Source organism: Microbacterium sp. NPDC056736 (assembly GCF_042790415.1).
In the GTDB taxonomy this organism is placed as follows: domain Bacteria; phylum Actinomycetota; class Actinomycetes; order Actinomycetales; family Microbacteriaceae; genus Microbacterium.
Genome location: NZ_JBHTZE010000002.1, coordinates 216,018 through 238,556, shown reverse-complemented (window position 1 = coordinate 238,556; position 22,539 = coordinate 216,018). Strand labels below are relative to the sequence as shown.

23 protein-coding genes are annotated in these 22,539 nt (G+C 72.4%); 9 read left to right on the top strand and 14 right to left on the bottom strand.

Translation table 11 applies throughout. The annotated features are described in order from the left end of the window. Positions 1 to 72 precede the first annotated feature (72 nt). Both ACFRAL_RS05640 and ACFRAL_RS05635 read left to right on the top strand, forming a co-directional pair. The gene (locus ACFRAL_RS05640) at positions 73 to 963 is read left to right on the top strand and encodes an SGNH/GDSL hydrolase family protein (protein WP_378880694.1); all 891 of its coding nucleotides are present in this window, start codon (positions 73 to 75) and stop codon (positions 961 to 963) included. Between the two features lies 1 nt (position 964). Further along, positions 965 to 1,654: an SDR family oxidoreductase gene (locus ACFRAL_RS05635; protein ID WP_378880691.1), complete on the top strand. Its 690-nt coding sequence runs from the start codon at positions 965 to 967 to the stop codon at positions 1,652 to 1,654. A gap of 27 nt (positions 1,655 to 1,681) precedes the next feature. Here ACFRAL_RS05635 and ACFRAL_RS05630 read toward each other — a convergent pair whose 3' ends face one another. Both ACFRAL_RS05630 and ACFRAL_RS05625 read right to left on the bottom strand, forming a co-directional pair. After that, positions 1,682 to 2,485: a TrmH family RNA methyltransferase gene (locus ACFRAL_RS05630; protein WP_378880688.1), complete on the bottom strand. Its 804-nt coding sequence runs from the start codon at positions 2,483 to 2,485 to the stop codon at positions 1,682 to 1,684. 30 nt (positions 2,486 to 2,515) lie between these two features. Further along, positions 2,516 to 3,289 carry a class I SAM-dependent methyltransferase gene (locus ACFRAL_RS05625; protein WP_378880685.1) on the bottom strand — a complete coding sequence of 258 codons (774 nt, stop codon included), beginning with the start codon at positions 3,287 to 3,289 and terminating at the stop codon, positions 2,516 to 2,518. A 91-nt stretch (positions 3,290 to 3,380) separates the two neighbouring features. Here ACFRAL_RS05625 and ACFRAL_RS05620 point away from each other — a divergent pair, with 91 nt between their 5' ends. Together ACFRAL_RS05620 and ACFRAL_RS05615 are read left to right on the top strand one after the other, a co-directional pair. Beyond that, entirely contained in the window at positions 3,381 to 4,226 is an 846-nt protein-coding gene (locus tag ACFRAL_RS05620) for a Sir2 family NAD-dependent protein deacetylase (RefSeq protein WP_378881292.1), read from the top strand. 23 nt (positions 4,227 to 4,249) lie between these two features. Next, the gene (locus ACFRAL_RS05615; RefSeq protein ID WP_378880683.1) at positions 4,250 to 4,855 is read left to right on the top strand and encodes a histidine phosphatase family protein; all 606 of its coding nucleotides are present in this window, start codon (positions 4,250 to 4,252) and stop codon (positions 4,853 to 4,855) included. Between the two features lie 14 nt (positions 4,856 to 4,869). On the opposite strand, the gene ACFRAL_RS05610 is transcribed toward ACFRAL_RS05615, so the two are convergent. From ACFRAL_RS05610 to ACFRAL_RS05590, 5 genes are read right to left on the bottom strand one after another with little or no spacing between them, the layout of a single operon-like run. Continuing rightward, positions 4,870 to 5,679, bottom strand: coding sequence for an HpcH/HpaI aldolase/citrate lyase family protein (locus ACFRAL_RS05610; RefSeq protein WP_378880681.1), 810 nt, complete (start codon positions 5,677 to 5,679; stop codon positions 4,870 to 4,872). Further along, entirely contained in the window at positions 5,676 to 6,221 is a 546-nt protein-coding gene (locus ACFRAL_RS05605; RefSeq protein WP_378880678.1) for a MaoC family dehydratase, read from the bottom strand. The genes ACFRAL_RS05610 and ACFRAL_RS05605 overlap by 4 nt, the downstream gene beginning before the upstream one ends. 16 nt (positions 6,222 to 6,237) lie before the next feature. Beyond that, positions 6,238 to 7,398: an acyl-CoA dehydrogenase family protein gene (locus ACFRAL_RS05600; RefSeq protein WP_336397902.1), complete on the bottom strand. Its 1,161-nt coding sequence runs from the start codon at positions 7,396 to 7,398 to the stop codon at positions 6,238 to 6,240. Positions 7,399 to 7,415: 17 nt separating this feature from the next. Continuing rightward, the gene (locus tag ACFRAL_RS05595; RefSeq protein ID WP_378880673.1) at positions 7,416 to 9,512 is read right to left on the bottom strand and encodes a biotin carboxylase N-terminal domain-containing protein; all 2,097 of its coding nucleotides are present in this window, start codon (positions 9,510 to 9,512) and stop codon (positions 7,416 to 7,418) included. Between the two features lie 5 nt (positions 9,513 to 9,517). After that, positions 9,518 to 11,122, bottom strand: coding sequence for a carboxyl transferase domain-containing protein (locus ACFRAL_RS05590; RefSeq protein ID WP_378880671.1), 1,605 nt, complete (start codon positions 11,120 to 11,122; stop codon positions 9,518 to 9,520). Positions 11,123 to 11,258: 136 nt separating this feature from the next. Here ACFRAL_RS05590 and ACFRAL_RS05585 point away from each other — a divergent pair, with 136 nt between their 5' ends. Both ACFRAL_RS05585 and ACFRAL_RS05580 read left to right on the top strand, forming a co-directional pair. Beyond that, positions 11,259 to 11,855 carry a TetR/AcrR family transcriptional regulator gene (locus tag ACFRAL_RS05585; protein WP_336397899.1) on the top strand — a complete coding sequence of 199 codons (597 nt, stop codon included), beginning with the start codon at positions 11,259 to 11,261 and terminating at the stop codon, positions 11,853 to 11,855. Between the two features lie 29 nt (positions 11,856 to 11,884). Further along, on the top strand, positions 11,885 to 13,705 hold the full coding sequence (locus ACFRAL_RS05580; RefSeq protein ID WP_378880666.1) for an alkaline phosphatase family protein: 1,821 nt from the start codon (positions 11,885 to 11,887) through the stop codon (positions 13,703 to 13,705). Positions 13,706 to 13,763: 58 nt separating this feature from the next. Here ACFRAL_RS05580 and ACFRAL_RS05575 read toward each other — a convergent pair whose 3' ends face one another. From ACFRAL_RS05575 to pdhA, 3 genes are read right to left on the bottom strand one after another with little or no spacing between them, the layout of a single operon-like run. After that, positions 13,764 to 15,188 (bottom strand): dihydrolipoamide acetyltransferase family protein, encoded by a 1,425-nt coding sequence (locus ACFRAL_RS05575; RefSeq protein ID WP_378880663.1) that lies wholly within the window; start codon positions 15,186 to 15,188, stop codon positions 13,764 to 13,766. Beyond that, the gene (locus ACFRAL_RS05570) at positions 15,185 to 16,198 is read right to left on the bottom strand and encodes an alpha-ketoacid dehydrogenase subunit beta (RefSeq protein WP_336397896.1); all 1,014 of its coding nucleotides are present in this window, start codon (positions 16,196 to 16,198) and stop codon (positions 15,185 to 15,187) included. The genes ACFRAL_RS05575 and ACFRAL_RS05570 overlap by 4 nt, the downstream gene beginning before the upstream one ends. Before the next feature lie 2 nt (positions 16,199 to 16,200). Beyond that, positions 16,201 to 17,331 (bottom strand): pyruvate dehydrogenase (acetyl-transferring) E1 component subunit alpha, encoded by a 1,131-nt coding sequence (gene pdhA / locus ACFRAL_RS05565; protein WP_378880661.1) that lies wholly within the window; start codon positions 17,329 to 17,331, stop codon positions 16,201 to 16,203. Between the two features lie 165 nt (positions 17,332 to 17,496). On the opposite strand from pdhA, the gene ACFRAL_RS05560 reads away from it, so the two are divergent. Further along, entirely contained in the window at positions 17,497 to 17,967 is a 471-nt protein-coding gene (locus tag ACFRAL_RS05560) for an Lrp/AsnC family transcriptional regulator (RefSeq protein ID WP_336397894.1), read from the top strand. 18 nt (positions 17,968 to 17,985) lie between these two features. Here the strand turns inward: ACFRAL_RS05560 and ACFRAL_RS05555 are convergent, their stop codons facing one another. Further along, on the bottom strand, positions 17,986 to 18,981 hold the full coding sequence (locus tag ACFRAL_RS05555; RefSeq protein WP_336397893.1) for a DMT family transporter: 996 nt from the start codon (positions 18,979 to 18,981) through the stop codon (positions 17,986 to 17,988). 75 nt (positions 18,982 to 19,056) lie between these two features. Between ACFRAL_RS05555 and ACFRAL_RS05550 the strand changes: the two genes are divergently transcribed. Beyond that, positions 19,057 to 19,611: a CGNR zinc finger domain-containing protein gene (locus ACFRAL_RS05550; RefSeq protein ID WP_336397892.1), complete on the top strand. Its 555-nt coding sequence runs from the start codon at positions 19,057 to 19,059 to the stop codon at positions 19,609 to 19,611. On the opposite strand, the gene ACFRAL_RS05545 is transcribed toward ACFRAL_RS05550, so the two are convergent. Further along, entirely contained in the window at positions 19,571 to 20,470 is a 900-nt protein-coding gene (locus ACFRAL_RS05545) for an alpha/beta hydrolase (protein WP_336397891.1), read from the bottom strand. The genes ACFRAL_RS05550 and ACFRAL_RS05545 overlap by 41 nt on opposite strands. 86 nt (positions 20,471 to 20,556) lie before the next feature. Between ACFRAL_RS05545 and ACFRAL_RS05540 the strand changes: the two genes are divergently transcribed. Beyond that, positions 20,557 to 21,288, top strand: coding sequence for a 3'-5' exonuclease (locus ACFRAL_RS05540; protein WP_378880656.1), 732 nt, complete (start codon positions 20,557 to 20,559; stop codon positions 21,286 to 21,288). 76 nt (positions 21,289 to 21,364) lie between these two features. Here the strand turns inward: ACFRAL_RS05540 and ACFRAL_RS05535 are convergent, their stop codons facing one another. After that, positions 21,365 to 21,616 (bottom strand): type B 50S ribosomal protein L31, encoded by a 252-nt coding sequence (locus ACFRAL_RS05535; RefSeq protein ID WP_336397889.1) that lies wholly within the window; start codon positions 21,614 to 21,616, stop codon positions 21,365 to 21,367. Between the two features lie 136 nt (positions 21,617 to 21,752). After that, positions 21,753 to 22,538, bottom strand: a complete 786-nt coding sequence (locus ACFRAL_RS05530; protein ID WP_336397888.1) for an ABC transporter ATP-binding protein — start codon at positions 22,536 to 22,538, stop codon at positions 21,753 to 21,755. Between the last annotated feature and the right edge of the window lies 1 nt (position 22,539).

Sequence of the window (22,539 nt, the reverse complement as noted above, 5' to 3'; positions counted from 1 at the left end):
CCGAGGCATCCGTCCGCGTCCGCGGTGCGCGGTAGCCTGTGTGTCGGTCACGAGCCGAGGAACGGAACAGGGATGTCCACGACAGAAGACCCCCGCACTCCCCACGTCGCGAACGCCGGGCCCCACCCCTGGCGTCGCTATGTCGCGATCGGGGACTCGTTCACCGAGGGCGTGGGCGACCCGGAGCCGACCGCGCCCAACGGGTTCCGCGGGTGGGCCGACCGCGTCGCCGAGGTGCTGTCCGAGCAGGTGGAGGACTTCGCGTACGCGAACCTCGCGATCCGCGGGCGCCTCATCGGCCAGATCGTCGCGGAGCAGGTGGAGCCGGCGATCGCGCTCAAGCCCGACCTCGTGACGTTCTCGGCCGGCGGCAATGACGTCATCCGGCCGAACGGCGATCCCGATGCGATCGCGCAGCTCTTCGAGGACGCCGTCGTGCGCCTCTCACGCGACGGCGCGACGGTGGTCGTGTTCACGGGCATCGACACCGCCTTCACGCCTGTGTTCCGCGGCATCCGCGGGAAGGTCGCCATCTACAACGAGAACATCCGCGCGATCGCCGACAGGTACGACTGCGTCGTCGCCGATCAGTGGGCGCTGAAGGAGGTGCAGGACATGCGCTTCTTCGACGACGACCGCCTGCACTACAACGCGCTGGGGCATCACGAGGTCGCCCGCATGGTGCTGCGCGCCCTCGCCGTGCCGAACGACCTCCAGCCGATGCAGCCCGACCCCCTGCCCGTGCGCACGTGGCGCGAGGCCCGCGCGGTCGACTTCGTGTGGGCGCGGGAGTACCTCGTGCCGTGGGTGCTCCGGCGGGTCCGCCACCAGTCCTCGGGCGACACCGTCACGGCCAAGCGCCCTGACCCGCTGCCGATGATCGCGTCGGCGCCCCCGGGCGAGACGTCGGCGCTGCCGGCGCTGAGTCCGGATGCCGCCGCCGCGCGCGAAGACGAGGCCTGACGTGGCGACGCACCTCATCACCGGCGCGGGATCGGGAATCGGGGCCGCCCTGGCCGAGCGGCTCGCCGAGCGGGGCGACGAGCTCTGGCTGCTCGCACGCGACGCGGGCCGGGCCGCGCAGCTGCGTGAGCGCTTCCCCGGGGCGCGGACGCTGGTCGGCGACCTCGCCGATCCGGGGCGCCTGTCGTGGGCCTTCAGCCACCAGAGCGTGCCGGGACGTCTGGACTCGCTGCTGCACGTCGCGGGCGTCGTCGAGCTCGGCGCGGTGGCCGACACCCCGGTGACGACCTGGCAGCACCAGCTCAACGTGAACGCCGTCGCACCGGCCGAGCTGACGCGCCTCCTGCTTCCGGGTCTGCGCATCGCGCGCGGGCACGTGGTCTTCGTCAACTCCGGCGCCGGACTGCGGGTGAGCCCCGAGTGGGGCTCGTACGCGGCGAGCAAGTTCGCGGTCCGCGCGGTCGCCGACGCCCTTCGCGAGGAGGAGCGCGCTCACGGCCTGCGGGTCACGACGGTGTATCCCGGACGGACGGCGACGGCCATGCAGGAGAAGGTGCATCAGCAGGAGGGCGCCGACTACGACGCGACGAAGTGGATCGACCCCGCCTCGGTCGCGACGACGATCCTGGCGGCGCTCGACCTGCCGCGCGACGCCGACCTCACCGAGCTCACCGTCCGCCCCGGCGGCTGAGCCCGGTCTGCCGCGCGGGTGCTCCGCTCAGGGCCGGCGCAGCTCCCACAGCGCCACGGCGCTGGCCGCCGCGACGTTGAGCGAGTCCACGCCGCCGGCCATGGGGATGGTCACCACCGTGTCGGCGGCCTGCAGCGCGGCGCGCGACAGGCCGTCGCCCTCGGCGCCCAGCATCAGCGCCACCCGCTCGGGGCGCCGTGCGCTGTATGCGTCCAGCGGCACCGCGTCGTCGGACAGCGCGAGCGCGGCGAGCTCGAAGCCGACGTCGTGCAGCGCGGCGCGCGCCTCGCTCCACTCGGGCAGCCGCGTCCAGGGGACCTGGAACACCGTGCCCATGCTCACCCGGACGCTCCGCCGGTAGAGCGGATCGGCGCAGCGCGGACTGATCAGCACGGCGTCGGCTCCGAGTCCCGCGGCCGCCCGGAAGATCGCGCCCACGTTGGTGTGATCGACGATGTCCTCCAGCACGACGATCAGACGCGCCCCCGAGATCACGTCGGCGACCGGCGGCAGCGCGGGTCGATGCATCGACGCGAGCACCCCGCGGTGCACGGCATACCCGGTCAGCGACTGCGCGACCTCCGCGGTCACGACGTGGATCGGCACATCGGCGTCGCCCACCAGGGCCTCGGCGTCGGACAGCCACTTGTCCTGCACGAGCACGGAGCGCGGCCGGTGTCCGGCCGCGAGCGCGCGCGAGATCACCTTGGCCGACTCGGCGATGTACAGACCGCCCTCGGGCTCGATGACGCGGCGCAGCGCGACGTCCGTGAGGTCGCGGTAGTCGGCGAGCCGCACGTCGGCGGCGTCGGAGATCCAGGTCGCACCCATCGCGTCCCATCGTCGCACGGGCCCGGCGCTTCACCGGGCGACGCCGACCGCCGCCCAGGCGCGCGCGGTGATCGTGAACGCCCCCTCCCCGAGCTCGTCCCGCAGGGACCGCTCGAGCCGCCTGATCGCCGTCGCGTCGAGACCGGCGATGTAGCGGCCTGCCGGCCCGACGCCGAGGAGGAACGGCTGCCACCAGTCGTCGAAGCCGTCGAACGAGAGGGTGCTCTCGACGACCTGCTGGGTGACGTCGGCGAGCCCGGCACGCTCGAAGATCTCGACGAGCTGCCCCTCGGAGGCGCCGCTGAGCCCGCCCTCGCCGCGGGTGTCGGGGTCGAGCCGCTGCGCGACCCGCCAGAAGTCCGAGAGGGGCCCCCCTCCCCCGCCGTGGTCCCACACGCATGCCGAGACCAGTCCGCCCGTCGTCGTCACCCGCGCCATCTCCGCGACCCCGCGCACGGGATCCGTCATGAAGTGCACGACCAGCTGGGCGAGGGCCGCCCCGAACTCGCCGTCGTCGAACGGCAGCTCCTCGGCGCGGGCGACCCGGGCGTCCACGCCGCGGCACGCCTCGGCCGTGGCCGCCACGAACGCCGGCTCCGGGTCGACCGCGACGACGGCGTCCGCGCCGCGGCGCCGCACGAGCTCCGCCGTGAGCATGCCTGGGCCGCAGCCGACGTCGAGCACCCGCGCATCGGGCGAGACGCCCACGAGCCCGGCGTCGGCGAAGGAGACCGCGAGCGGAGTCGAGAACCGGCCCATGAAGCGCGCGTAGGCATCCGCGCTGACACCTCCGAAGCTGCCCACGCGCTCATCCTGGCACGGCGGCCGACGCCGTAACATCCCGGTAAAGCCCGGACCGTACACTCGACCGCGAAGGGGGTGCACCGTGACCTCGATGGCGACCGGACTGGACGCCCGCGCGACGGATGCCGTGGCGCAGGCGATCGCGACGCTCGCCGGGCGCCGCATCGCGGTGCTCACCGGTGCGGGCGTGTCGACCGACTCCGGCATCCCGGACTACCGCGGTGCGGGCGCGCCCGTGCGCACGCCCATGACCGCGGACCAGTTCCTCGCCAGCGACGCGTCCCGCCGCCGCTACTGGGTGGGCAGCCACCTCGGCTGGAAGGCGTTCGCGGCGGCCGAGCCCAACCCGGGCCACCGCGCGATCGCCGACCTCGAGGCGCGGGGGCTCGCCACCGGCGTCGTCACGCAGAACGTCGACGGCCTGCACGTGCGGGCGGGCAGCCGGCGGGTCGTCGAGCTTCACGGCACGATGCGGCGGGTCTTCTGCACCCACTGCGGCCAGGTCTTCGACCGGCGGGACCTCGCGGCGCGCGTCGAGGACGACAACCCGTGGATCCGCGTGCCCGAGAACGTCCCGCTCGGGCCGGACGGAGACGTGCTCCCCGAGAGCACCGACGGCTTCCGCGTGCCCGATTGCAGCGTGTGCGGCGGCATGCTCAAGCCCGACGTGGTGTTCTTCGGCGAGTTCATCCCGGCCGGGAAGTTCCGCGAGGCCGAGCAGCTCGTGCACGCCAGTGAGGCGCTCGTCATCGCCGGCTCCTCGCTCGTCGTGAACTCCGGCATCCGGCTCCTCGAGCGCGCGCGGCGGCGCCGCCTGCCCGTGGTGATCGTGAACCGGGGGCAGACCAGGGCCGACAGCCGCGCCACGGTGAAGATCGACGCCGGCACCAGCGAGGTGCTGCGTCTCCTCGCGGACGGGCTGCCGGCGCTCGCCTGATGCCGCGCGGGTAGGCTCGAAGCGTGACCGCGCTGATCCTCATCCGCCACGGCGAGACCGATTGGAACCGCGACCGGCGCATCCAGGGGTCGACGGACATCCCCCTCAACGACAACGGACGTGCGCAGGCGCGCGCGACCGCCGCCCTCCTCCGCGAGCGCCTGTCCGGAGCCGACCAGCCGACGATCGTGTCGAGCGACCTCGCCCGCGCCCGCGAGACGGCCGAGATCATCGCCGGCGAGCTGGGTCTCGCCGCGCCGCGGACCTACCGCGGTCTTCGCGAGCGCGCGTACGGGGAGGCGGAGGGCCTCGGCGTCGACGAGTTCCGTGCCCGGTGGGGCGACTGGTACACCGCCGAGGTGCCCGGCGCCGAACCGTGGCCGGACCTGCGCGAGCGGGGCATCGCCGCCCTCGGCCGTGCGGTGCGCGACCATCGCCGCGCGACGGCCCCCGTCGCGGCATCCCTCATCGTCGTGAGCCACGGCGCGCTCATCCGCGAGATCATCCGCCACGCGACGGCGGGCGAGCTGCCGCCGGAAGGCGAGCGCCTGCTCAACGGTTCGGCGCACGACTTCGTCTACGAGCGCGATCACCTGCGGCTCATCGCGTACGCGGGCCTCGTGGCCTAGCCTCGATCCACCGCTCAGCCGTCTGCGCGCACCAGGATCCCGCGCGCGTGCCGCAGGACCGGCTCGTCCACCATGCGGCCCTCGTACGAGAACACCCCGCGCTCGCCGCGCGCCGCCTCCAGCACGCCGCGCGCCCACGCCACGGTCTTGTCGTCGGGGCGGTACGCATCGCGGATGATCGCCACCTGGCTCGGGTGGATGCAGGCCGTGGCGCGGAAGCCGGATGCCGCGGCATCCGCCGCCTCGATCGCCAGGCGCTTCACGTCGGCGATGTCGAGGTGCACGGCGTCGATCGCCGCCTTGCCGCGCGCGCCCGCCGCGAGCAGCACCTGTGCCCGCGCGTGGCGCGCGATGTCGCGGTAGCGGCCGTTCGGCTTGCGGCTGGACGTGCCGCCGATGCTCGCGACGAGGTCTTCCGCCCCCCACATGAGCGCGGCGACGTTGCCGAGCGCCGCGATGCGATCGGCCTGCGCGACCCCCTTGGCCGTCTCGCACAGCGCGACGACCTCGAACCGGGCGTCGATCTTGGCGATCCGCTTGGGGGACTCGGCCTTGGCGACCATGATCCGCCGGTAGTCCGTCTGCGACAGCGTCGCGAGATCGGCGGCGAAGTCTCCCGTCTCGGGCGGGTTCACCCGCACGATGACGCGCGCCGGGTCCAGCTCCGACTCGATGAGGTGTCCGCGCGCAGCGGTCTTGTCGGCCGGCGCGACCGCGTCCTCGAGGTCGAGGATGACCCCGTCCGCGCGCTGCATGGCCTTGGCGTACCGCTCGGGCCGGTCGGCGGGGCAGAACAGCAGCGCGGGCCCCAGCTCGAAGGTCATGACGTCTCCCCCTCCGCCGGCACGGCGCCGGGCGGCTCGGCTGCGGATGGCGGAGCGCACCACATCAGCGCGGTCCGGGTCGCCTCCGCCACGATCTCGCCGCGCTGGTTGCGGCCGGTGTGGCGAAGCGTCACGATGCCCTGCCCGGGCCGCGAGGCCGAGAGCCGCTTGTCGACGACCTCCGACTCGGTGTACAGCGTGTCGCCGTGGAACAGCGGGGCCGGGAAGCGGACGTCGGTCAGTCCGAGCTGCGCCACGAGGGTGCCCTGCGTGATCTGGGTCACCGATGCGCCCACCATCGTCGCCAGCGTCCACATCGAGTTCATGAGACGCTGCCCGAACGGCTGCGCGTCCGCGTACGCGGCATCCAGGTGCAGCGCCTGCGTGTTCATCGTCAGCGACGAGAACAGCACGTTGTCGGCCTCCGTCGCGGTGCGGCCGGGACGATGCAGGTACCGCGCGCCGACCTCGAGCTCGTCGTAGTACAGCCCGCGCTGCACGATCGCGCGGGCGGCGCCGGCGTCGTGGGGGTCGGGGGTCACCTGTGCCACGCTACCCTCACGCGATGCCGAGCGCCCGGGCGATCACGAGGAGCTGCACCTCGTTGGTGCCCTCGCCGATCTCGAGGATCTTCGAGTCGCGGTAGTGCCGGGCCACCGGGTACTCGTTCATGAACCCGTTGCCTCCGAAGACCTGGGTGGCGTCGCGCGCGTTGTCCATGGCCGCATCGCTCGCGGTGAGCTTCGCGATCGCCGCCTGGGTCTTGAACGGCCTGCCGGCGTCGCGCAGCCGCGCCGCGTGGTGCCACGCGAGCCGGGCGAGGTGCACTCGCTGCTGCATCCGGGCGAGGAGGAACTGGATGCCCTGCCGCGTGGCGAGGGCCTCGCCGAACACCGTGCGCTTGCGCGCGTAGTCGACGGCGGCCTCGAGGCATCCCTCCGCCGCTCCCGTGGAGAGCGCGGCGATCGCGATGCGGCCCTCGTCGAGGATGTGCAGGAAGTTCGCGAAGCCGCGCCCGCGCTCGCCGAGGAGGTTCCCCTCGGGCACCCGCGCGTCCTGGAAGGTGAGCGGATGGGTGTCGGAGGCCCGCCAGCCCACCTTGTCGTAGCCCGGCTCCACCGTGAAGCCCGGCGTGCCGTTCGGCACGATGATGGTCGATATCTCCTTGCGCCCGTCCGTCTCGCCGGTGACCGCGGTGACGGTGACGAATCGGGTGATGTCGGTGCCGGAGTTCGTGATGAACTGCTTCGACCCGTTGATCACCCACTCGCCGCCCTCCAGCCGCGCGGTCGTGCGGGTGGCGCCGGCGTCCGATCCCGCCTCCGGCTCGGTGAGGCCGAAGCCCGCCAGCGCACGGCCGGCGAGGAGGTCCGGAAGCAGCTGCTGCTTCTGCTCCTCGGTGCCGAACCGGAACACCGGCATCGCGCCGAGGCTCACCCCGGCCTCGAGCGTGATCGCGAGGGATTGATCGACCCTGCCCAGCGCCTCGATCGCGAGGCACAGCGCGAAGTAGTCGCCGCCCTGTCCGCCGTACTCCTCGGGGAACGGCAGGCCGAACAGCCCCAGCTCGCCCATCTGGGCGACGACGTCCATCGGCAGCGTGTGCGTGCGGTCGGCCTCGTACGAGCGGGGCGCGACCACCTCCTCGGCGAACTGCCGGGCCATCGCGGCGAGCTCGCGCTCGTCGTCGGTGATGTCGTAGGTGTCGTAGCCGTCCATGGTGCTCCTCGGGGGTGTCAGGGGGCGGTCGCAGGCGCCTCGTGGGCGTCCGCGTCGGGCTGTGCGGGATGGTCGGATGCCGCGCCCGCCGCATCAGGGGCTGTCACGTGCGCGAGCACCTGGTCGCGGCGCACCTGGTCGCCGACGCCCACGTCGACGCGCACTACGCCGTCGTGGGGCGCGAGGACGGGGTGCTCCATCTTCATGGCCTCGATGGTGACGATGCGGTCGCCCGTGACGACGTCCGCGCCGTCGGCGACGTGGACGGCGACGACGGCACCCGGCATCGGCGCGCGCAGTTCGGGATCGGATGCCGCGGCCTCGCGTCGGCGGGCCGCCAGGCGGCGCTCCATCGCGGCGCGCCGGGTGAGCGGGCGGAGCGCCGTGGTGACCCCGTCGACGTGGACCCACAGCAGTTCGTCGGCGGCTGTCGCGAGCTCGACCCCCGGCGCAGCCGCGTGGCCGATGCGGAGGGCGCCGCGCGGGTCCGCTCCCGCGCCCACGACCGGTCCGGGCGCATCGGCCTCGGTGACGACGACCCCACCGTCGGAGGTCTCGAACGCGGCCGTCGCCGGCGCCGGCGGAGCGCCCATCCGCCACCCCGACAGCTCGTGCCACACCGCCCCGCTGCGTCGAGATCGCGCGTTCTCGCCGAACGACCACGTCCTCGGCGCCGAGGACGTGCTGTCTCGACGAGATGGTGCGATCTCGGCATGAGCCCGGACGAACGACGCGGCGGCGCGGAGCGCGGTCGGGCCGGGCTGCGGAGCGACGAAGGCGGGCATGCGGTCGATGAGCCCGGTGTCCATGTCGCCGGTGCGCACCCCGTCGTCGGCGAGCAGCGTGCGGAGGAACCCGATGTTGGTGTCGAGCCCGAGCACGACGGTGTCGGCGAGCGCGGCGTCCAGGCACGCGAGGGCGGTCGCACGATCCTCGCCGTGCGAGATGACCTTCGCGATCATCGGGTCGTAGTCGGCCGTGACGACGCTGCCCGTCTCGACGGCGGCATCCGTCCTCACCCCGGCGGCGGGCCGCCACGCGAGCACCTCGCCGGTCGCGGGCAGGAAGCCACGCTCCGGCGACTCGGCGTACACCCGCGCCTCGATCGCGTGGCCGTCGAGGCGCACGTCGTCCTGCGCGAACGACAGGGGCTCCCCCGCCGCGATCCGCAGCTGCTGCTCGACGAGGTCGAAGCCGGTCACGAGCTCGGTCACCGGGTGCTCGACCTGCAGCCGCGTGTTCATCTCGATGAAGAAGAACTCGTCCGGCCGGTCGGCGGCGACGAGGAACTCCACCGTCCCGGCGCCGACATAGTCGACGGATGCCGCGGCGGCGCAGGCCGCGGCGCCGAGGCGTGCGCGCGTCGCCGCGTCGACGGCGGGCGACGGCGCCTCCTCGATCACCTTCTGGTGTCGGCGCTGCAGCGTGCATTCGCGCTCGCCGAGGTGGACCACACCGCCGTGCCCATCGGCGAGCACCTGCACCTCGATGTGCCGGGGCCGCTCGATCAGGCGTTCGAGCAGCAGCGTGTCGTCGCCGAATGCGGCGAGCGCCACCCGTCTCGCGGTCGCGAGGGCGTCGGGCAGCTCTCCGGGAGAGCGCACGACCTGCATGCCCTTGCCGCCGCCGCCCGCGGACGGCTTGACCAGCAGCGGGTAGCCGGACCGTTCGGCGGCGACGGCGATCTCGGCATCCGTCATCTCCGCCGCGCTGAACCCGGGCACGGTCGGCACGCCGTGGGCCGCGACATGCTCCTTCGCGCGGATCTTGTCGCCCATGACTTCGAGGGCTCGCTCGCCCGGGCCGATGAAGACGATGCCGGCCGCGGCGCAGGCCCGCGCGAACGCGACGTTCTCCGACAGGAACCCGTAGCCCGGGTGCACGGCCTGTGCGCCGGCGACGATCGCCGCCTGCACGACGGCGTCGACGTCGAGGTACGAGCGCGCCGCCGCCGCGGGCCCGATGCGCACCGCGGCATCGGCCTCGCGCACGTGCGGCGCCCCGGCATCGGCGTCACTGAAGACGGCCACCGAGCGGATGCCGAGGCGGTGGAGCGTGCGGATCACCCGGCGCGCGATCTCGCCGCGGTTGGCGACCAGGACTGTTTCGAACATGGGTCTCACATCCGGAAGACGCCGAAGCGCGGTTCGGGAAGCGGCGTGCGCGACACGACGTCCAGGGCGAGGCCGAGGAGGTCGCGGGTGTCCAGCGGGTCGACGACGCCGTCGTCCCACAGGCGGGCCGTCGCATAGTAGGGATCGCCCTGCTGCTCGTACTGCGCGCGGATGGGAGCCTCGAACGCGGCCTGGTCCTCGGCCGGCCACTCCTCGCCGTGCGCCTCGATCTGATCGCGCTTGACGGTCGAGAGCACGGACGCGGCCTGGTTGCCGCCCATCACCGAGATGCGGCTCGCCGGCCAGGTCCACAGGAACCGCGGCGAGTACGCGCGACCGCACATCGAGTAGTTGCCCGCGCCGAAGGACCCGCCGATGACGACGGTGAGCTTGGGAACGCGGGTGGTCGCCACCGCGGTCACCATCTTCGCGCCGTCCTTCGCGATGCCCCCGGCCTCGGCATCCCGGCCCACCATGAAGCCCGAGATGTTCTGCAGGAACAGCAGCGGCACCCCGCGCTGGTCGCACAGCTCGATGAAGTGGGCGCCCTTCTGGGCCGACTCGCTGAACAGGACGCCGTTGTTCGCGACGACGCCGACGGGATGCCCGTGGACGCGGGCGAACCCGGTGACCAGCGTGTCGCCGTACTCGCGCTTGAACTCGTGGAACTCGCTGGCATCGACGAGGCGCGCGATGACCTCGCGCACGTCGTAGGGCTGGTTCACGTCGACCGGGACGACGCCGTACAGATCGGATGCCGCCACCGCCGGCTCCCGCGACGGCGCGACGTCCCACGCCGGCTCGGCGGGCCCGGGCAGCGTGGCGACGATGTCGCGCACGATCTCCAGCGCGTGCTCGTCGTCTTCGGCGAGGTGGTCCACGACGCCCGAGCGGCGGGCGTGCAACTCTCCCCCGCCGAGCTCCTCCGCCGTGACGACCTCGCCGATGGCCGCCTTCACCAGCGGCGGTCCGCCGAGGAAGATCGTGCCCTGATCCCGGACGATCACCGTCTCGTCGCTCATCGCGGGCACGTAGGCGCCCCCGGCCGTGCACGAGCCGAGCACGGCGGCGATCTGCGGGATGCCGGCGGCCGACAGCCGTGCCTGGTTGAAGAAGATGCGCCCGAAGTGATCGCGGTCAGGGAACACCTCGTCCTGCATCGGCAGATACGCCCCGCCGGAGTCGACGAGGTAGATGCACGGGAGCCGGTTCTCGAGCGCGATCTCCTGCGCGCGCAGGTGCTTCTTGACCGTGAGCGGGTAGTAGGTGCCGCCCTTCACCGTCGCGTCGTTGCACACCACCATGACGTGGCGCCCCTGCACCAGCCCGATGCCGGCGATCACCCCGGCGGCGGGGGCGTCGCCGTCGTAGAGGCCCTCGGCGGCGAGGGGCGCGACCTCGACGAAGGGACTCCCCTCGTCGAGCAGGCGCGCGACCCGGTCGCGCGGCAGCAGCTTGCCGCGGGCGACGTGGCGCTCCCGCGAGGCGGGAGGTCCGCCGAGGGATGCCGCCGCCAGCCGCTCGCGCAGCTGCTCCGCCAGCTCCCGCTGGGCGTCTCGCGTGCGCGTGAACGCCTCGTCGTGCACCGCGGCGGTGGTCAGCACGCTCATCTCGCCCTCCGTGTCATCCCCGTCGACGTCACGATCGGATCACGCCGGTTGTCCGGACGCGATCGCATTGGTTAGTGTTCACTAACTGAGCTTTAGGTTAGCGGTTGTTAACTCGAACGACAAGCGGAGTGCGGAGATGACGAGCGGCGCCACCGACCGCGAACGCGCGAAGGCAGACCGGCACGCGGCGATCCTCCACGAGGCCGCCGCCCTCTTCGCCGAGCGCGGGTTCAGCGGCGTGAGCCTCGAGGACATCGGCGGCGCCGTCGGCGTGAGCGGCCCCGCGCTGTATCGGCACTTCGCCAACAAGCAGGCGCTGCTGGGCGCCATCCTCGTCGAGGTGAGCGAGCGCCTGCTCGCCGGCGGGCGGGAGGTCCTCGCCGCGCACGACGAACCCGTCGCCCAGCTCGACGCGATCATCGACTTCCACGTCGAGTTCGCCCTCCGCGACGCCGACGTCATCCGCGTGCAGGACCGCGATCTGGCGAGCCTCAGCGACGCCGATCGCCACACCGTGCGGCGACTGCAGCGCGAGTACGTCGAGGTGTGGATCGGCATCCTCGCCGCCGTGCATCCCGATCGCGACGAGGACGACCTCCGCGTCCGCGCCCACGCCTGCTTCGGCCTCATCAACTCGACGCCGCACACCGTGCGCGCGACCCGCTCACGGCCCGGCGCCGGGGACGTGCGCGGCATCCTCCGCACGATGGCGCAGGCCTCCCTCACGGCCTGAGCCGCGGAAGGCCCTAGTCTGGACCCACCATGGCGGGGCATGGGCACGACGACGACGACGGCGGGGCGGGCCGCGTCGAGGCCACCGAGACGCCCGCGACTCCGCCTGCGCCCGAAGCGCTCGATCAGAGCTCCCGGCGCGACTTCCTGAAGCTCGGCGGCATCGCCGCCGCGGGACTCGTCGTCGGCGGCGGCGTCGGAGCGGCCGCCGGCGCCGCGATCGGACACGCGGTCGGCTACCGGGAGGGCTCGCTCGACCTCGGCGCCGTCGCGCCGCGATCCGAGCCGGGCTTCGACCACATCGTCGTCCTGATGGGCGAGAACCGGTCTTTCGACAATCTCCTCGGCTGGCTCTACACGCCCGATACGCTGCCGGACGGCGAGACGTTCGACGGGCTGGCGTTCGGCGACTACGCCAACATCGCGCCCTCCGGCGAGCGCGTGAGCGTGCACGCGTACTCGGGCCCGACCGACGACGTCATGGCGCGCCCCGACCCGGACCCCGGCGAGGAGTTCCCGCACGTCAACACGCAGCTGTTCGGCACGGTGCACCCCGCGGGCAATGCCGCCAGCCAGGTCGGCGACATGGTGGCGCCGTTCAACGCGCCGTCCTCGGGCACGGCCGCGACCATGGAGGGCTTCCTCCGCGACTACTGGAACAACCTGATGCGGCTGCGGCACGGCAAGGCGCCGACCCTCGACGAGGCGTCGCACATCATGGGCGGCTTCTCGCCCGAGCAGCTCCCGGTGCTGTCGACGCTGGCCAGGGGCTTCGCCGTCTTCGATGCGTGGTTCGCCGCCGTGCCGTCGCAGACGTACTGCAACCGGTCGTTCTTCCACGCCTCCACCTCGCACGGGTACGTCACCAACAAGCACGGCGGCGGCTACGACAAGTGGCTCGACGCCGATGCGGCGCCGACGATCTTCAACCGGCTCGAGGACGCCGGGGTGTCCTGGAAGGTGTACTTCGACGAGATGCAGCTCGTCTCGCTCACCGGCATCCTCCACGCTCCGGTGCTGGAGGAGTACTGGCGGACCGGGCGGTTCGGGCACATGTCGGAGTTCTACGACGATGCCGCCGCCGGCCGCCTCCCGGCGTACTCCTTCATCGAGCCCCGGCTGGTCTACAACCACAACGACTTCCACCCGCCGTTCGGGACGCTTCGCGAGAGCGACGTCGAGGGCGAGGACGTCATCGACTCCGCCGTGTCCGACGTGCGCAACGGCGAGAAGCTCGTCGCCGACGTCTACAACGCCGTGAAGACGTCCGCAGCGCCGGACGGATCGAACGCGATGAACACGCTCCTGCTCATCACCTTCGACGAGCACGGCGGCACGTACGACCACGTCCCTCCTCCCCCCGCCACGCCGCCGGTCGCCGACGACGCTCCGGGCGAGATGGGCTTCGCCTTCGACCGGCTCGGGGTGCGCGTCCCGGCGATCGCCGTGTCGGCCTACACGCGCGCGGGGACCGTCGTCCACGACGAGATGCACCACGCCGCCGTGATCGCGACGCTCGCACGCCTGCACGGGCTCCGCCCGCTCACGCGCCGCGACGCCGAGGCGAACGACCTCTTCTCGATCGTCAACCTCGACGCGCCGCGCGACCCGGCGACCTGGCCCGTCGTGCACGCGATGTACGTGCCGCCGAACCCGCACGAGGACGAGGCATCCGACCTGAAGGACGGCCCCCACGGGCACAAGCCGCTCAGCCCGCCGGGCCGCGGCCTCCTCGGCCTGCTGCTCGCGAAGTACGGACCCCCCGGCGCCCCGGAGCCGCAGAGCTACGCGGAGGCGTTCGACGTGCTGCAGAAGCACGGCCTCGGGCTGTTCTATCCCAAGACGTCGTGAACGGATGCCGCCACCGGCGACGCCGCTGCGCGGCAGGCCTCCGGCGGCGGCAGACCGCTCACTGCAGGAGCATCGCCCTCCCCGGCTCACGGAGGATGTCGGCGACCTCCACGAGGAACCGGGATCCCTGCTCCCCGTCGACGAGACGGTGGTCGAACGACAGCGCCAGCGTCATCACGTCGCGCAGCGCGATCTCACCGCGGTGCTCCCACGGCTGGCGCCTCACCGCACCCAGCGCGAGGATTCCGGCCTCGCCCGGGTTGATGATCGGAGTGCCCGCATCCACCCCGAACACGCCGACGTTCGTGATCGAGAAGGTGCCGCCCATCATGTCGGCGGGTGCCGTCTTGCCGGCGCGCGCGGTCTCGGCGAGAGCCCGGATCGCGTCGGCGAGCTCGGCCAGATTCAGCTGCTGCGCGTCGCGGATGTTCGGCACCACCAGGCCGCGGCCGGTGGCGGCCGCGATGCCGAGGTTGACGTAGTGGTGCTCGACGATCTCGCCGGCCTGCTCGTCCCAGCGGGAGTTCAGTCCCGGGTGCCGCGCGAGTGCCAGGCATACGGCCTTGGCGGCGACGGCCATGATGCCGATCCGGTGCTCCTGCAGTGCCCGGTCCGCCTTCAGCGAGGCGATGAGCTCGCTCGTCGCGGTCACGTCGGCGGTGAGGAACGTCGTGACGTGCGGCGCGGTGAAGGCGCTGCGCACCATGGCGTCGGCGGTGAGCCGGCGCACCCCGCGGATCGGGGTGCGCGTGGTCCGTTCGCCGGCGGCGACGGGCCGCGGCGGCTCGGACGCCTCGACCGGCTCGGCGGCGGCCGGCTCCGTGGCGACCGCCCCGACCCGCGTCGCATACGCCTCGACGTCGGCCCGCGTGATCACGCCCGACGCCCCCGTGGCCTCCACGAGGGCCAGGTCGATGCCCAGCTGCTTGGCGTACTTGCGCACCGGCGGCGTCGAGCGCGGCCGCTCGATCGGGCGCTCGACGTCGCCGAGCTGGATGGCGTCGTGCGGCGCCGCCTCGAGCACCGCCGTGTCGGACGCCGCGGCGGCCGAGGCGGCGACGCGCGCACGGCGCTGCGGGCGGGCGGAGCCTCGCGGGGCCGCGCCGTACCCGACGAGGTTCGGCTGGCCCTGCTCGGCCGCCTCAACCGGCTCCGGCCGCCGTGACGCCTCGACCGCGGGGGCCGAGGTGTCGGCGTGCACGACGCCGGCCTCCTGGGCGGGCGCCGAGGGCGAGGCATCCGTCGCCGCGGTGTCGAAGGAGATGAGCACCGATCCGACGGCGATGACGTCGCCGGGCTCGGCGTGGAGCGCCGTGACGGTGCCGGCGTGCGGCGACGGCAGCTCGACGACCGCCTTCGCGGTCTCGACCTCGGCGATCGTCTGGTTGAGCGTCACGGTGTCACCCACCGCGACCATCCACTGCACCAGCTCGGCCTCGGGCAGGCCTTCGCCCAGATCGGGGAGTCGGAAGTCCTGGGTCATGAGTCCAGCACCCCCGAGAGGCTGTTCGGGCGGTCCATCACGCGATCGACGGCGTCGAGGATGCGGTCGAGGTCGGGAAGGTGGTGCTTCTCCAGCTTCGCGGGCGGGTAGGGGATGTCGTGCCCGGTGACGCGCTGCGGCGCTGCCTCGAGGTAGTTGAAGCAGCGCTCGGTCACGCTCGCGATCAGCTCGGCGCCCACGCCCGCCTCGCGCGCGGCCTCGTGCGTGACGACGACCCGGCCGGTCTTGCGGACGGATGCCGTCACGGTGCGGTAGTCCACCGGCGAGATCGATCGCAGGTCGATCACCTCGATCGAGACGCCGTCGTCCTCGGCCGCGGTGGCGGCGTCGAGGGCGGTCCCGACCTGCGAGCCGTACGTCAGCAGCGTCACATCGCTCCCCTCCCGCGCGACGCGCGCGAGGCCCATCGGCGGCGCATCGGCGAGCTGCACGTCCAGATCGACCTCGCCCTTGGAGTGGTACAGGCGCTTCGGCTCGAAGTAGACCACGGGGTCGTCGGAGGCGATCGCCTGGCGCAGCATGACGTACGCGTCCTGCGGATTGGACACGGCGATCACCCGGAGGCCGGAGGTGTGGACGAAGTAGGCCTCGGGGGACTCGGAGTGATGCTCGGCTGCGCCGACGCCCCCCGCCCAGGGGATGCGGATCGTGATCGGCATCGTCACGTTGCCGCGGGTGCGGTAGTGGAGCTTGGCCACCTGGCACACGATCTGGTCGAACGCCGGATACACGAACCCGTCGAACTGGATCTCGACGACCGGACGGTAGCCACGGAACGCGAGGCCGACGGCGGTGCCCATGATGCCCGCCTCGGCCAGCGGCGTGTCGACCACGCGCTGCGCGCCGAACTCGGCCTGCAGACCGTCGGTGATGCGGAACACGCCGCCGAGCTTCCCGATGTCCTCGCCCATCACGAGCACCTTCGGGTCGTCGGCCATCGCACGGCGGAGCCCTTCGTTGATGGCCTTGGCCATCGTCAGCTGCACCATCGTCACGCCCCCTCTGCCGCCGGGGCGAACCCGTCGAGGTAGGCGCCGAACCACTCGCGCTGCTCGTCGATGCCCGAATGGGGCTCGGCGTAGACGTCGTCCAGGACGGTGATCGGCGCGCGCGTCGTGGCGGTCATGGCGGCCTCGCGCACCGAGGCGGCCAGGGCGTCGGCGTCGGCCTCGACGCTCGCGACGAAGGCCTCGTCGAACTCGCCCTGCGTCCGAAGCAGCGCCTCGACGCGGGAGATCGGGTCGCGGCGGCGCCACTTCTCGACCTCCTCCTTGTCGCGGTAGCGCGTGGGGTCGTCCGACGTGGTGTGCGGTCCCATGCGATATGTGACGGCCTCGATGAAGGCCGGTCCGTTCCCGCGGCGCGCGTTGTCGATCGCCCAGCGCATGGCGGCGAGGCACGCGAGGACGTCATTGCCGTCGATGCGCATGCTCGGGATGCCGAAGCCCGGCGCGCGGCCGGCGATCGGGAACTTCGCCTGCACGGTGACGGGCTCGGAGATCGCCCACTGGTTGTTGGTGCAGACGAAGACGACCGGTGCGCCGAAGGACGACGCGAAGACCATCGCCTCGTTGACGTCGCCCTGGCTGGACGCGCCGTCGCCGAAGTACGCGACGGAGACCTGGTCGGTGCCGTCGCGCTGGATGCCCATCGCGTACCCGACGGCGTGGAGCGCCTGCGCGCCGATGATGATCTGCTGGGTCGCCGTGTTGAGCTCGTACGGGTTGTAGGTGGAGTGCTCCTCGCCGCGCCAGGCGAGGACGAAGTCGGAGGGCTTTCCGCCGCGCGCGTACACCACGCCCGTCTCGCGGTAGCTCGGGAAGGCGAAGTCGTCGGCGCGGAGCGCTCTGGCGGTGCCGATCTGCGTGGCCTCCTGGCCCTGGCACGGCGGCCAGAGAGCCAGCTGGCCCTGGCGCTGCAGGGCCACGCCCTCCGTGTCGATGCGCCGGAGCAGGACCATGTCCCGGTACAGGCCGCGCAGCGCGGCCGCGTCGACGTCGGCCACCCAGCGGTCCAGTTCGGGGTCGGCGATGCGCTCGCCGTCGGGGGTGAGCAGCCGCGCGACATCGTCGATGTCGGTGGCGAGATCCGCTGTCGGGGTCAGGGTGTGCGTCATCGTCATCACTCCTCGTTGCGGGCCCCCTCGTGAGGAGCCGCTTCGCGTGCGCCGGCTTCGTCGCCGACTGATTCGAGGCTACGTCCGCCAGGCACCTCGCTCAAGCATCTGCGTTCGACTTGAGCATGTTGACAACTATCACCCCCCGGAGGCGTGCTAACGTTTCGCACTATGGGTGCCCTCGATCACGTCGACCTGGAGCTTCTCGCCGCGCTCTCCGCGGACCCCCGCGCGACCGTCGTCGCCCTCGCGGAGCGGCTCGGACTGTCGCGCAACACCGTGCAGGCGAGGATGGCCCGGCTCGAGCGCGCGGGCGTCTTCCTCTCGTACGAGCGCGCCATCTCCTCCGCCTCGCTCGGCTTTCCCATCGAGGCGTTCATCAGCGTCATCGTGCGCCAGGCGGATCTGCCCCGCATCGCGGTGGAGCTCGCGCGCGTGCCGGAGGTCGTCCAGGCGCACGGCCTGTCGGGTCAGGTCGACCTGCTGGTGCGGGTCGCGTGCCGCGACACGCAGCACCTCTTCGACACCGACGCCCGCATCCTCGCGATCGAGGGCGTCGAGCGCACCGAGACCTCGCTCGTCATGGGCGAGGTCATCCCCCACCGCGTCACGCCGCTGATGGAGCTCGCGCGACGCGAGTGATCGCCGGCGAATACGCGGTCAGGAGATGACCGCGGCCTCGCCCCTCGGATTCCCGCTCGAGGACGCATCGGCGCGCACGAGCACCACGCCCGCGAGGAGAAGCGCACCGCCCACGAACTGGATGGGCGCGGGCACCTCCGCGAGGAAGATCCAGGCGAACGCGAGCGCGAACAGCACCTCCGACAGCCCGACGAAGGACGCCACCCGTGAGCCGATGCGCGGGACAGCCATGACGCCGAACGCGTAGCCGAGCGTCGTGGCGACGCCGGCGACCCAGAGGATCGGCATCCACCACGGCACTTCCACGCCGGCGAGGACGACGTCGACGGCGGGCGCCCGGAACGGCATGAGGCCGGTGAGGCACAGCAGGCCCATCACCAGCGCGCCCGTCAGCAGACCGCTCGCCGCCAGCGCGAGGGGCGGAAGGTCGTCGCCGGTCCGCTCCGAGATCACGAAGTACGCGCACACGCACACGGCCGCCGCGAGCGCGAACAACGTGCCCAGCAGGTCGAACGACGCCCCGGAGATGTCGACGACGAGCACCAGGCCGGCGATCGCGACGACGGACCCCCACAGCACGAGGCCGGACGGGCGCCGGCGGGTGCGCAGCCAGACGGCGGCGACGAGCATGACCGGCGCGAGGTACTGGATCAGCAGCGCGACGGCCACGGGCATCCGCTGCATGGCGGAGAAGAAGAACAGCTGGCAGCCGAGCACCGGCATCAGGCCGAATCCCACGATGAGCCGCCAGTGCCGCCGCAGGAATCCCGGCTGCCGCCTCATCGCGAGCAGCAGCGCCGGCGACAGGACGAGCCCTGCGACCCCCATGCGCACGAGCAGCGCCGCCCCGAGCGACCAGCCCGCCTCGAGCAGGGGTTTGACGAACGGACCGCTCGACGAGAACGCGAGTGCGGACGCGATGCCGAGCAGCAGCCCGGTCGTGCGCAGCCGAGCGCCGGAGGCGACGGCCGCGCCGGGGGCGATGACGGGGAGGGGCGCGGTCGAGGCGGTCATGGGCGGCATCCGACTGTCAGGAGTGAAACGTGCTTACACTGGTGACGGTACTCGCGTCGGACGTCAGGAGTCAACATGGTTTTCATCCATGACACGCAGCAGAGCCTGCGCGCCGCCGCGTATCTGGTCAACACGATGCCCGGACGCGACGGCGACGACACCCTCACCACCGCCGACGACTTCGAGGAGTACCTGCGGGTGAACCCCTACACGGGAGCGATCCGGCGCGACGAGACCGAGCTGTCGGCCCTGCGCGCCATCCGGCCGCGGCTGCGCCGGCTCTGGGAGGTCGACCGCGACGGCGCGGTGCCGCTCGTGAACGGGATGCTCCGCGACGGGCACGCCCTCCCCCGCCTCGTCATCCACGACGGGTTCGACTGGCATGTCCACGCCACGAGCGACGACGCACCGCTGGCCACGCGGGTCCTCGTCGAGGCGGCGATGGCCTTCGTCGACGTCATCCGTGCCGACGAGTACGACCGCGTGCGGATCTGCGCGGCCGACGACTGCGACGGCGTCTACGTGGACTACTCGAAGAACGGCTCGAAGCGCTACTGCGACACCGGCAACTGCGGCAACCGGATGAACGTCAACGCGTACCGGCGTCGGAAGGCGCGAGAAACCGCGTGATGGCGCCGGCCGCGGTCGCCGGCGTCTCGTAGTGGATGAGGTGCCCCACGTCGGCGATCTCGACGAGCTCCGCCGCCGGGAACATGGTCGCCAGGCGCCGCTCCGCCTCGATGGGGGTGATGTCGTCGCGCTGCGCCGCGACCAGCAGCGTCGGCTGCGCGATGCGCGGGGCGAACGCGCGCACGTCGTGCGAGACCGACGCGACGAACGCGTCGCGCAGCACGTCGCGATCGGCGAAGCGCGAGAAGTAGGTGTCGTGCTGATCGTGCACGAAGCGACGGATGCCGCGATCCCTGGTCTTGGCCATCGACTCGCTCATCACGCGCACGATCAGGCCGTTGCGCAGCAGCGCCTCGCCCAGCCGCCGGGGAAGCCGCGCTCCTGCCCAGTAGTAGAACACCGCGAGCCGCGTGAGGATGCCCCGCGGCCCCTCCAGCGCGGGGGCGCCGATGGGGTTGACGAGGATCACCCGCGGGGTGTCCAGCCCGCCCGCCACGGCGGCCGCCACCACGATCGAGCCGAACGAGTGACCGAGGATCACGGCGCCGGGGGCGACGGCACGCGCGAACTCCTCCAGCCACTGCGCATACAGCTCGAGGTCGTGCGTGCGGCCGGGGACGGGCGGCGTCTCGCCGAACCCGGGCAGATCGGGTGAGATGACGCGGATACCGGGAAGGTGCGCCACCACCGGTTCGAGACCGTGGTGCTCGCCGCGGAACCCGTGAACCGCGACGATCGTGGTCGGCGCGTCGGCCGGCCCGTAGACCCAGTACGCGGTGGTCCCTCCCAGCACGCTCGCCTCGTGCCGCTCGACGGGGATCTCATCGAGCAGACGCGCGTACGGGTTGACGGAGGTCACCCGTCGAGTCTACGAGCCCGCCGCGTGCCCGCATCGCGCGGAGCGCCTGACCCGGGATGTCGGAGCCGGCGCATACCGTGAGCGGCATGAGCCACCGGCATCCCGATCAGCTGGCGTTGTGGGATGTCCCGGAGTGGCTCCAGGTGGTCGGGGTCTTCGACCTCGAGACCACGGGGGTCGACGTCACGGCCGACCGCATCGTCACCGCGCACGTCGGGCTCCTCGACGCCGAGGGCGGGGTGATCCGCGCCCGCGACTGGCTCGCCGATCCGGGGGTCGAGATCCCCGACGGGGCCAGCGCCATCCACGGCATCTCCACGGCGCACGCCCGCCGCCACGGGCGCGGCGCGCGCGAGGTCGTCGACGAGGTCGTCACGGCGCTGCGCGCCCTGCTCGACGCCGGCATCCCGGTGGTCGCCTACAACGCGCCCTTCGATTTCTCGATGCTGAAGTACGAGGCGCTGCGCCACGGCGTCCCGCCCATCGAGAGCCCGTCGCCGGTGATCGACCCGCTCGTCGTCGACAAGGCGTACGACCGCTGGCGCCGGGGCAAGCGCACGCTCGAGGTCGTCGCCGCCCACTACGCGGTGCGCCTCGACGCCGCCCACGAGGCCTCGGCGGACGCCGTGGCGGCGGGCCGCGTCGCGCAGGCCCTCGCCGAGCGCTTCGCGCCCTGGCTCCCCACGACCGTGCACGAGCTCCACACCCGGCAGATCGGGTGGGCCCGCGCGCAGGCCGAGAGCCTGACGGAGTACTTCATCCGCGTCGGGCGTATCGACCCCGACGACCGGCTCGATGGCCGCTGGCCGATCCGCTGACGCCGCACACGCAGAAGACCCCGCGGGGCGGGGTCTTCCGGGGCGGCGGACCGTCGACGGTCCGATGCGCGGCGGCTTACTTGGTGCCGAAGTTCTTGAAGCGCTGGTTGAACTTCTCGACGCGGCCGGCCGAGTCCATGATGCGCTGCTTGCCCGTGTAGAACGGGTGCGAGGCCGACGAGATCTCGACGTCGATGACGGGGTACTCGACGCCGTCGAGCTCGATCGTCTTGTCGCTCGACACCGTCGAGCGGGTGAGGAAGGTCTCGCCCGAGCCGAGGTCACGGAACACGACGGCCTGGTAGTCCGGGTGGATGTCAGTCTTCATGATGGTCCTTTGAGGATGGTGCCCTGGATTTTGCCAGGGCGGTCAAAGTCTGCGGTGCTTGCGCACCAAAGAGCGAGTCTACCAGCCCCGGGCCCGCTCGCCGAACCGCCGTTCCACGGCGCGCGAGCCGGACGGGTCAGTGTGCGGCACGGGCGGCGTAGCGGCCGCCGTCCTCGCTCAGCCGGATGGGCACGCCGAAGGTCTCGGTGAGCGCGTCCGCGGTGAGGGTCTCGCCGACGGGGCCGGATGCCACCGCCTGGCCGTCGCGCAGCAGCAGGACGTGCGTGAACCCGACCGGGATCTCCTCGACGTGGTGCGTGACCATGATCATCGCCGGCGTCGTCGGCGCCTGCGCGTACCCGCCCAGCAGGATGAGCAGCTCCTCGCGGGCGCCGAGGTCGAGGCTCGCCGTGGGCTCGTCGAGGAGCAGCAGCTCGGGGTCGGTCATGACGGCCCGCGCGATCTGCACTCGCTTCTGCTCGCCGTCGCTGAGCGTTCCGAACGTGCGATCGGCGAGATGGTCGAGCTTCCACTCGGCGAGCACGCGCAGGGCGCGCCGCTCGTCGATGTCCTCGTAGTCCTCGCGCCAGCGTCCGAGCACCGAGTACGCCGCGGTGAGCACGACGTTCAGCACCGTCTCCTCCGGGGGCACCCGACGGGCCATCGCGGAAGAGGCGAAGCCGATGCGGGGGCGCAGGTCGAAGACGTCGGTGCGGCCGAGCCGCTCCCCCAGGATCGTCACGGTGCCGGACGTCGGGTGCAGCAGCGTGTCGGCCATCTGCAGCAGCGTCGTCTTGCCGGCGCCGTTCGGCCCGAGGATCACCCAGCGCTCGTCGTCGGAGACCGTCCAGTTCAGGTGATCGACGATGTTCCGAGCGTTTCGGCGGACGACGACGTCGGAGAACTCGAGCACCTCAGGCATG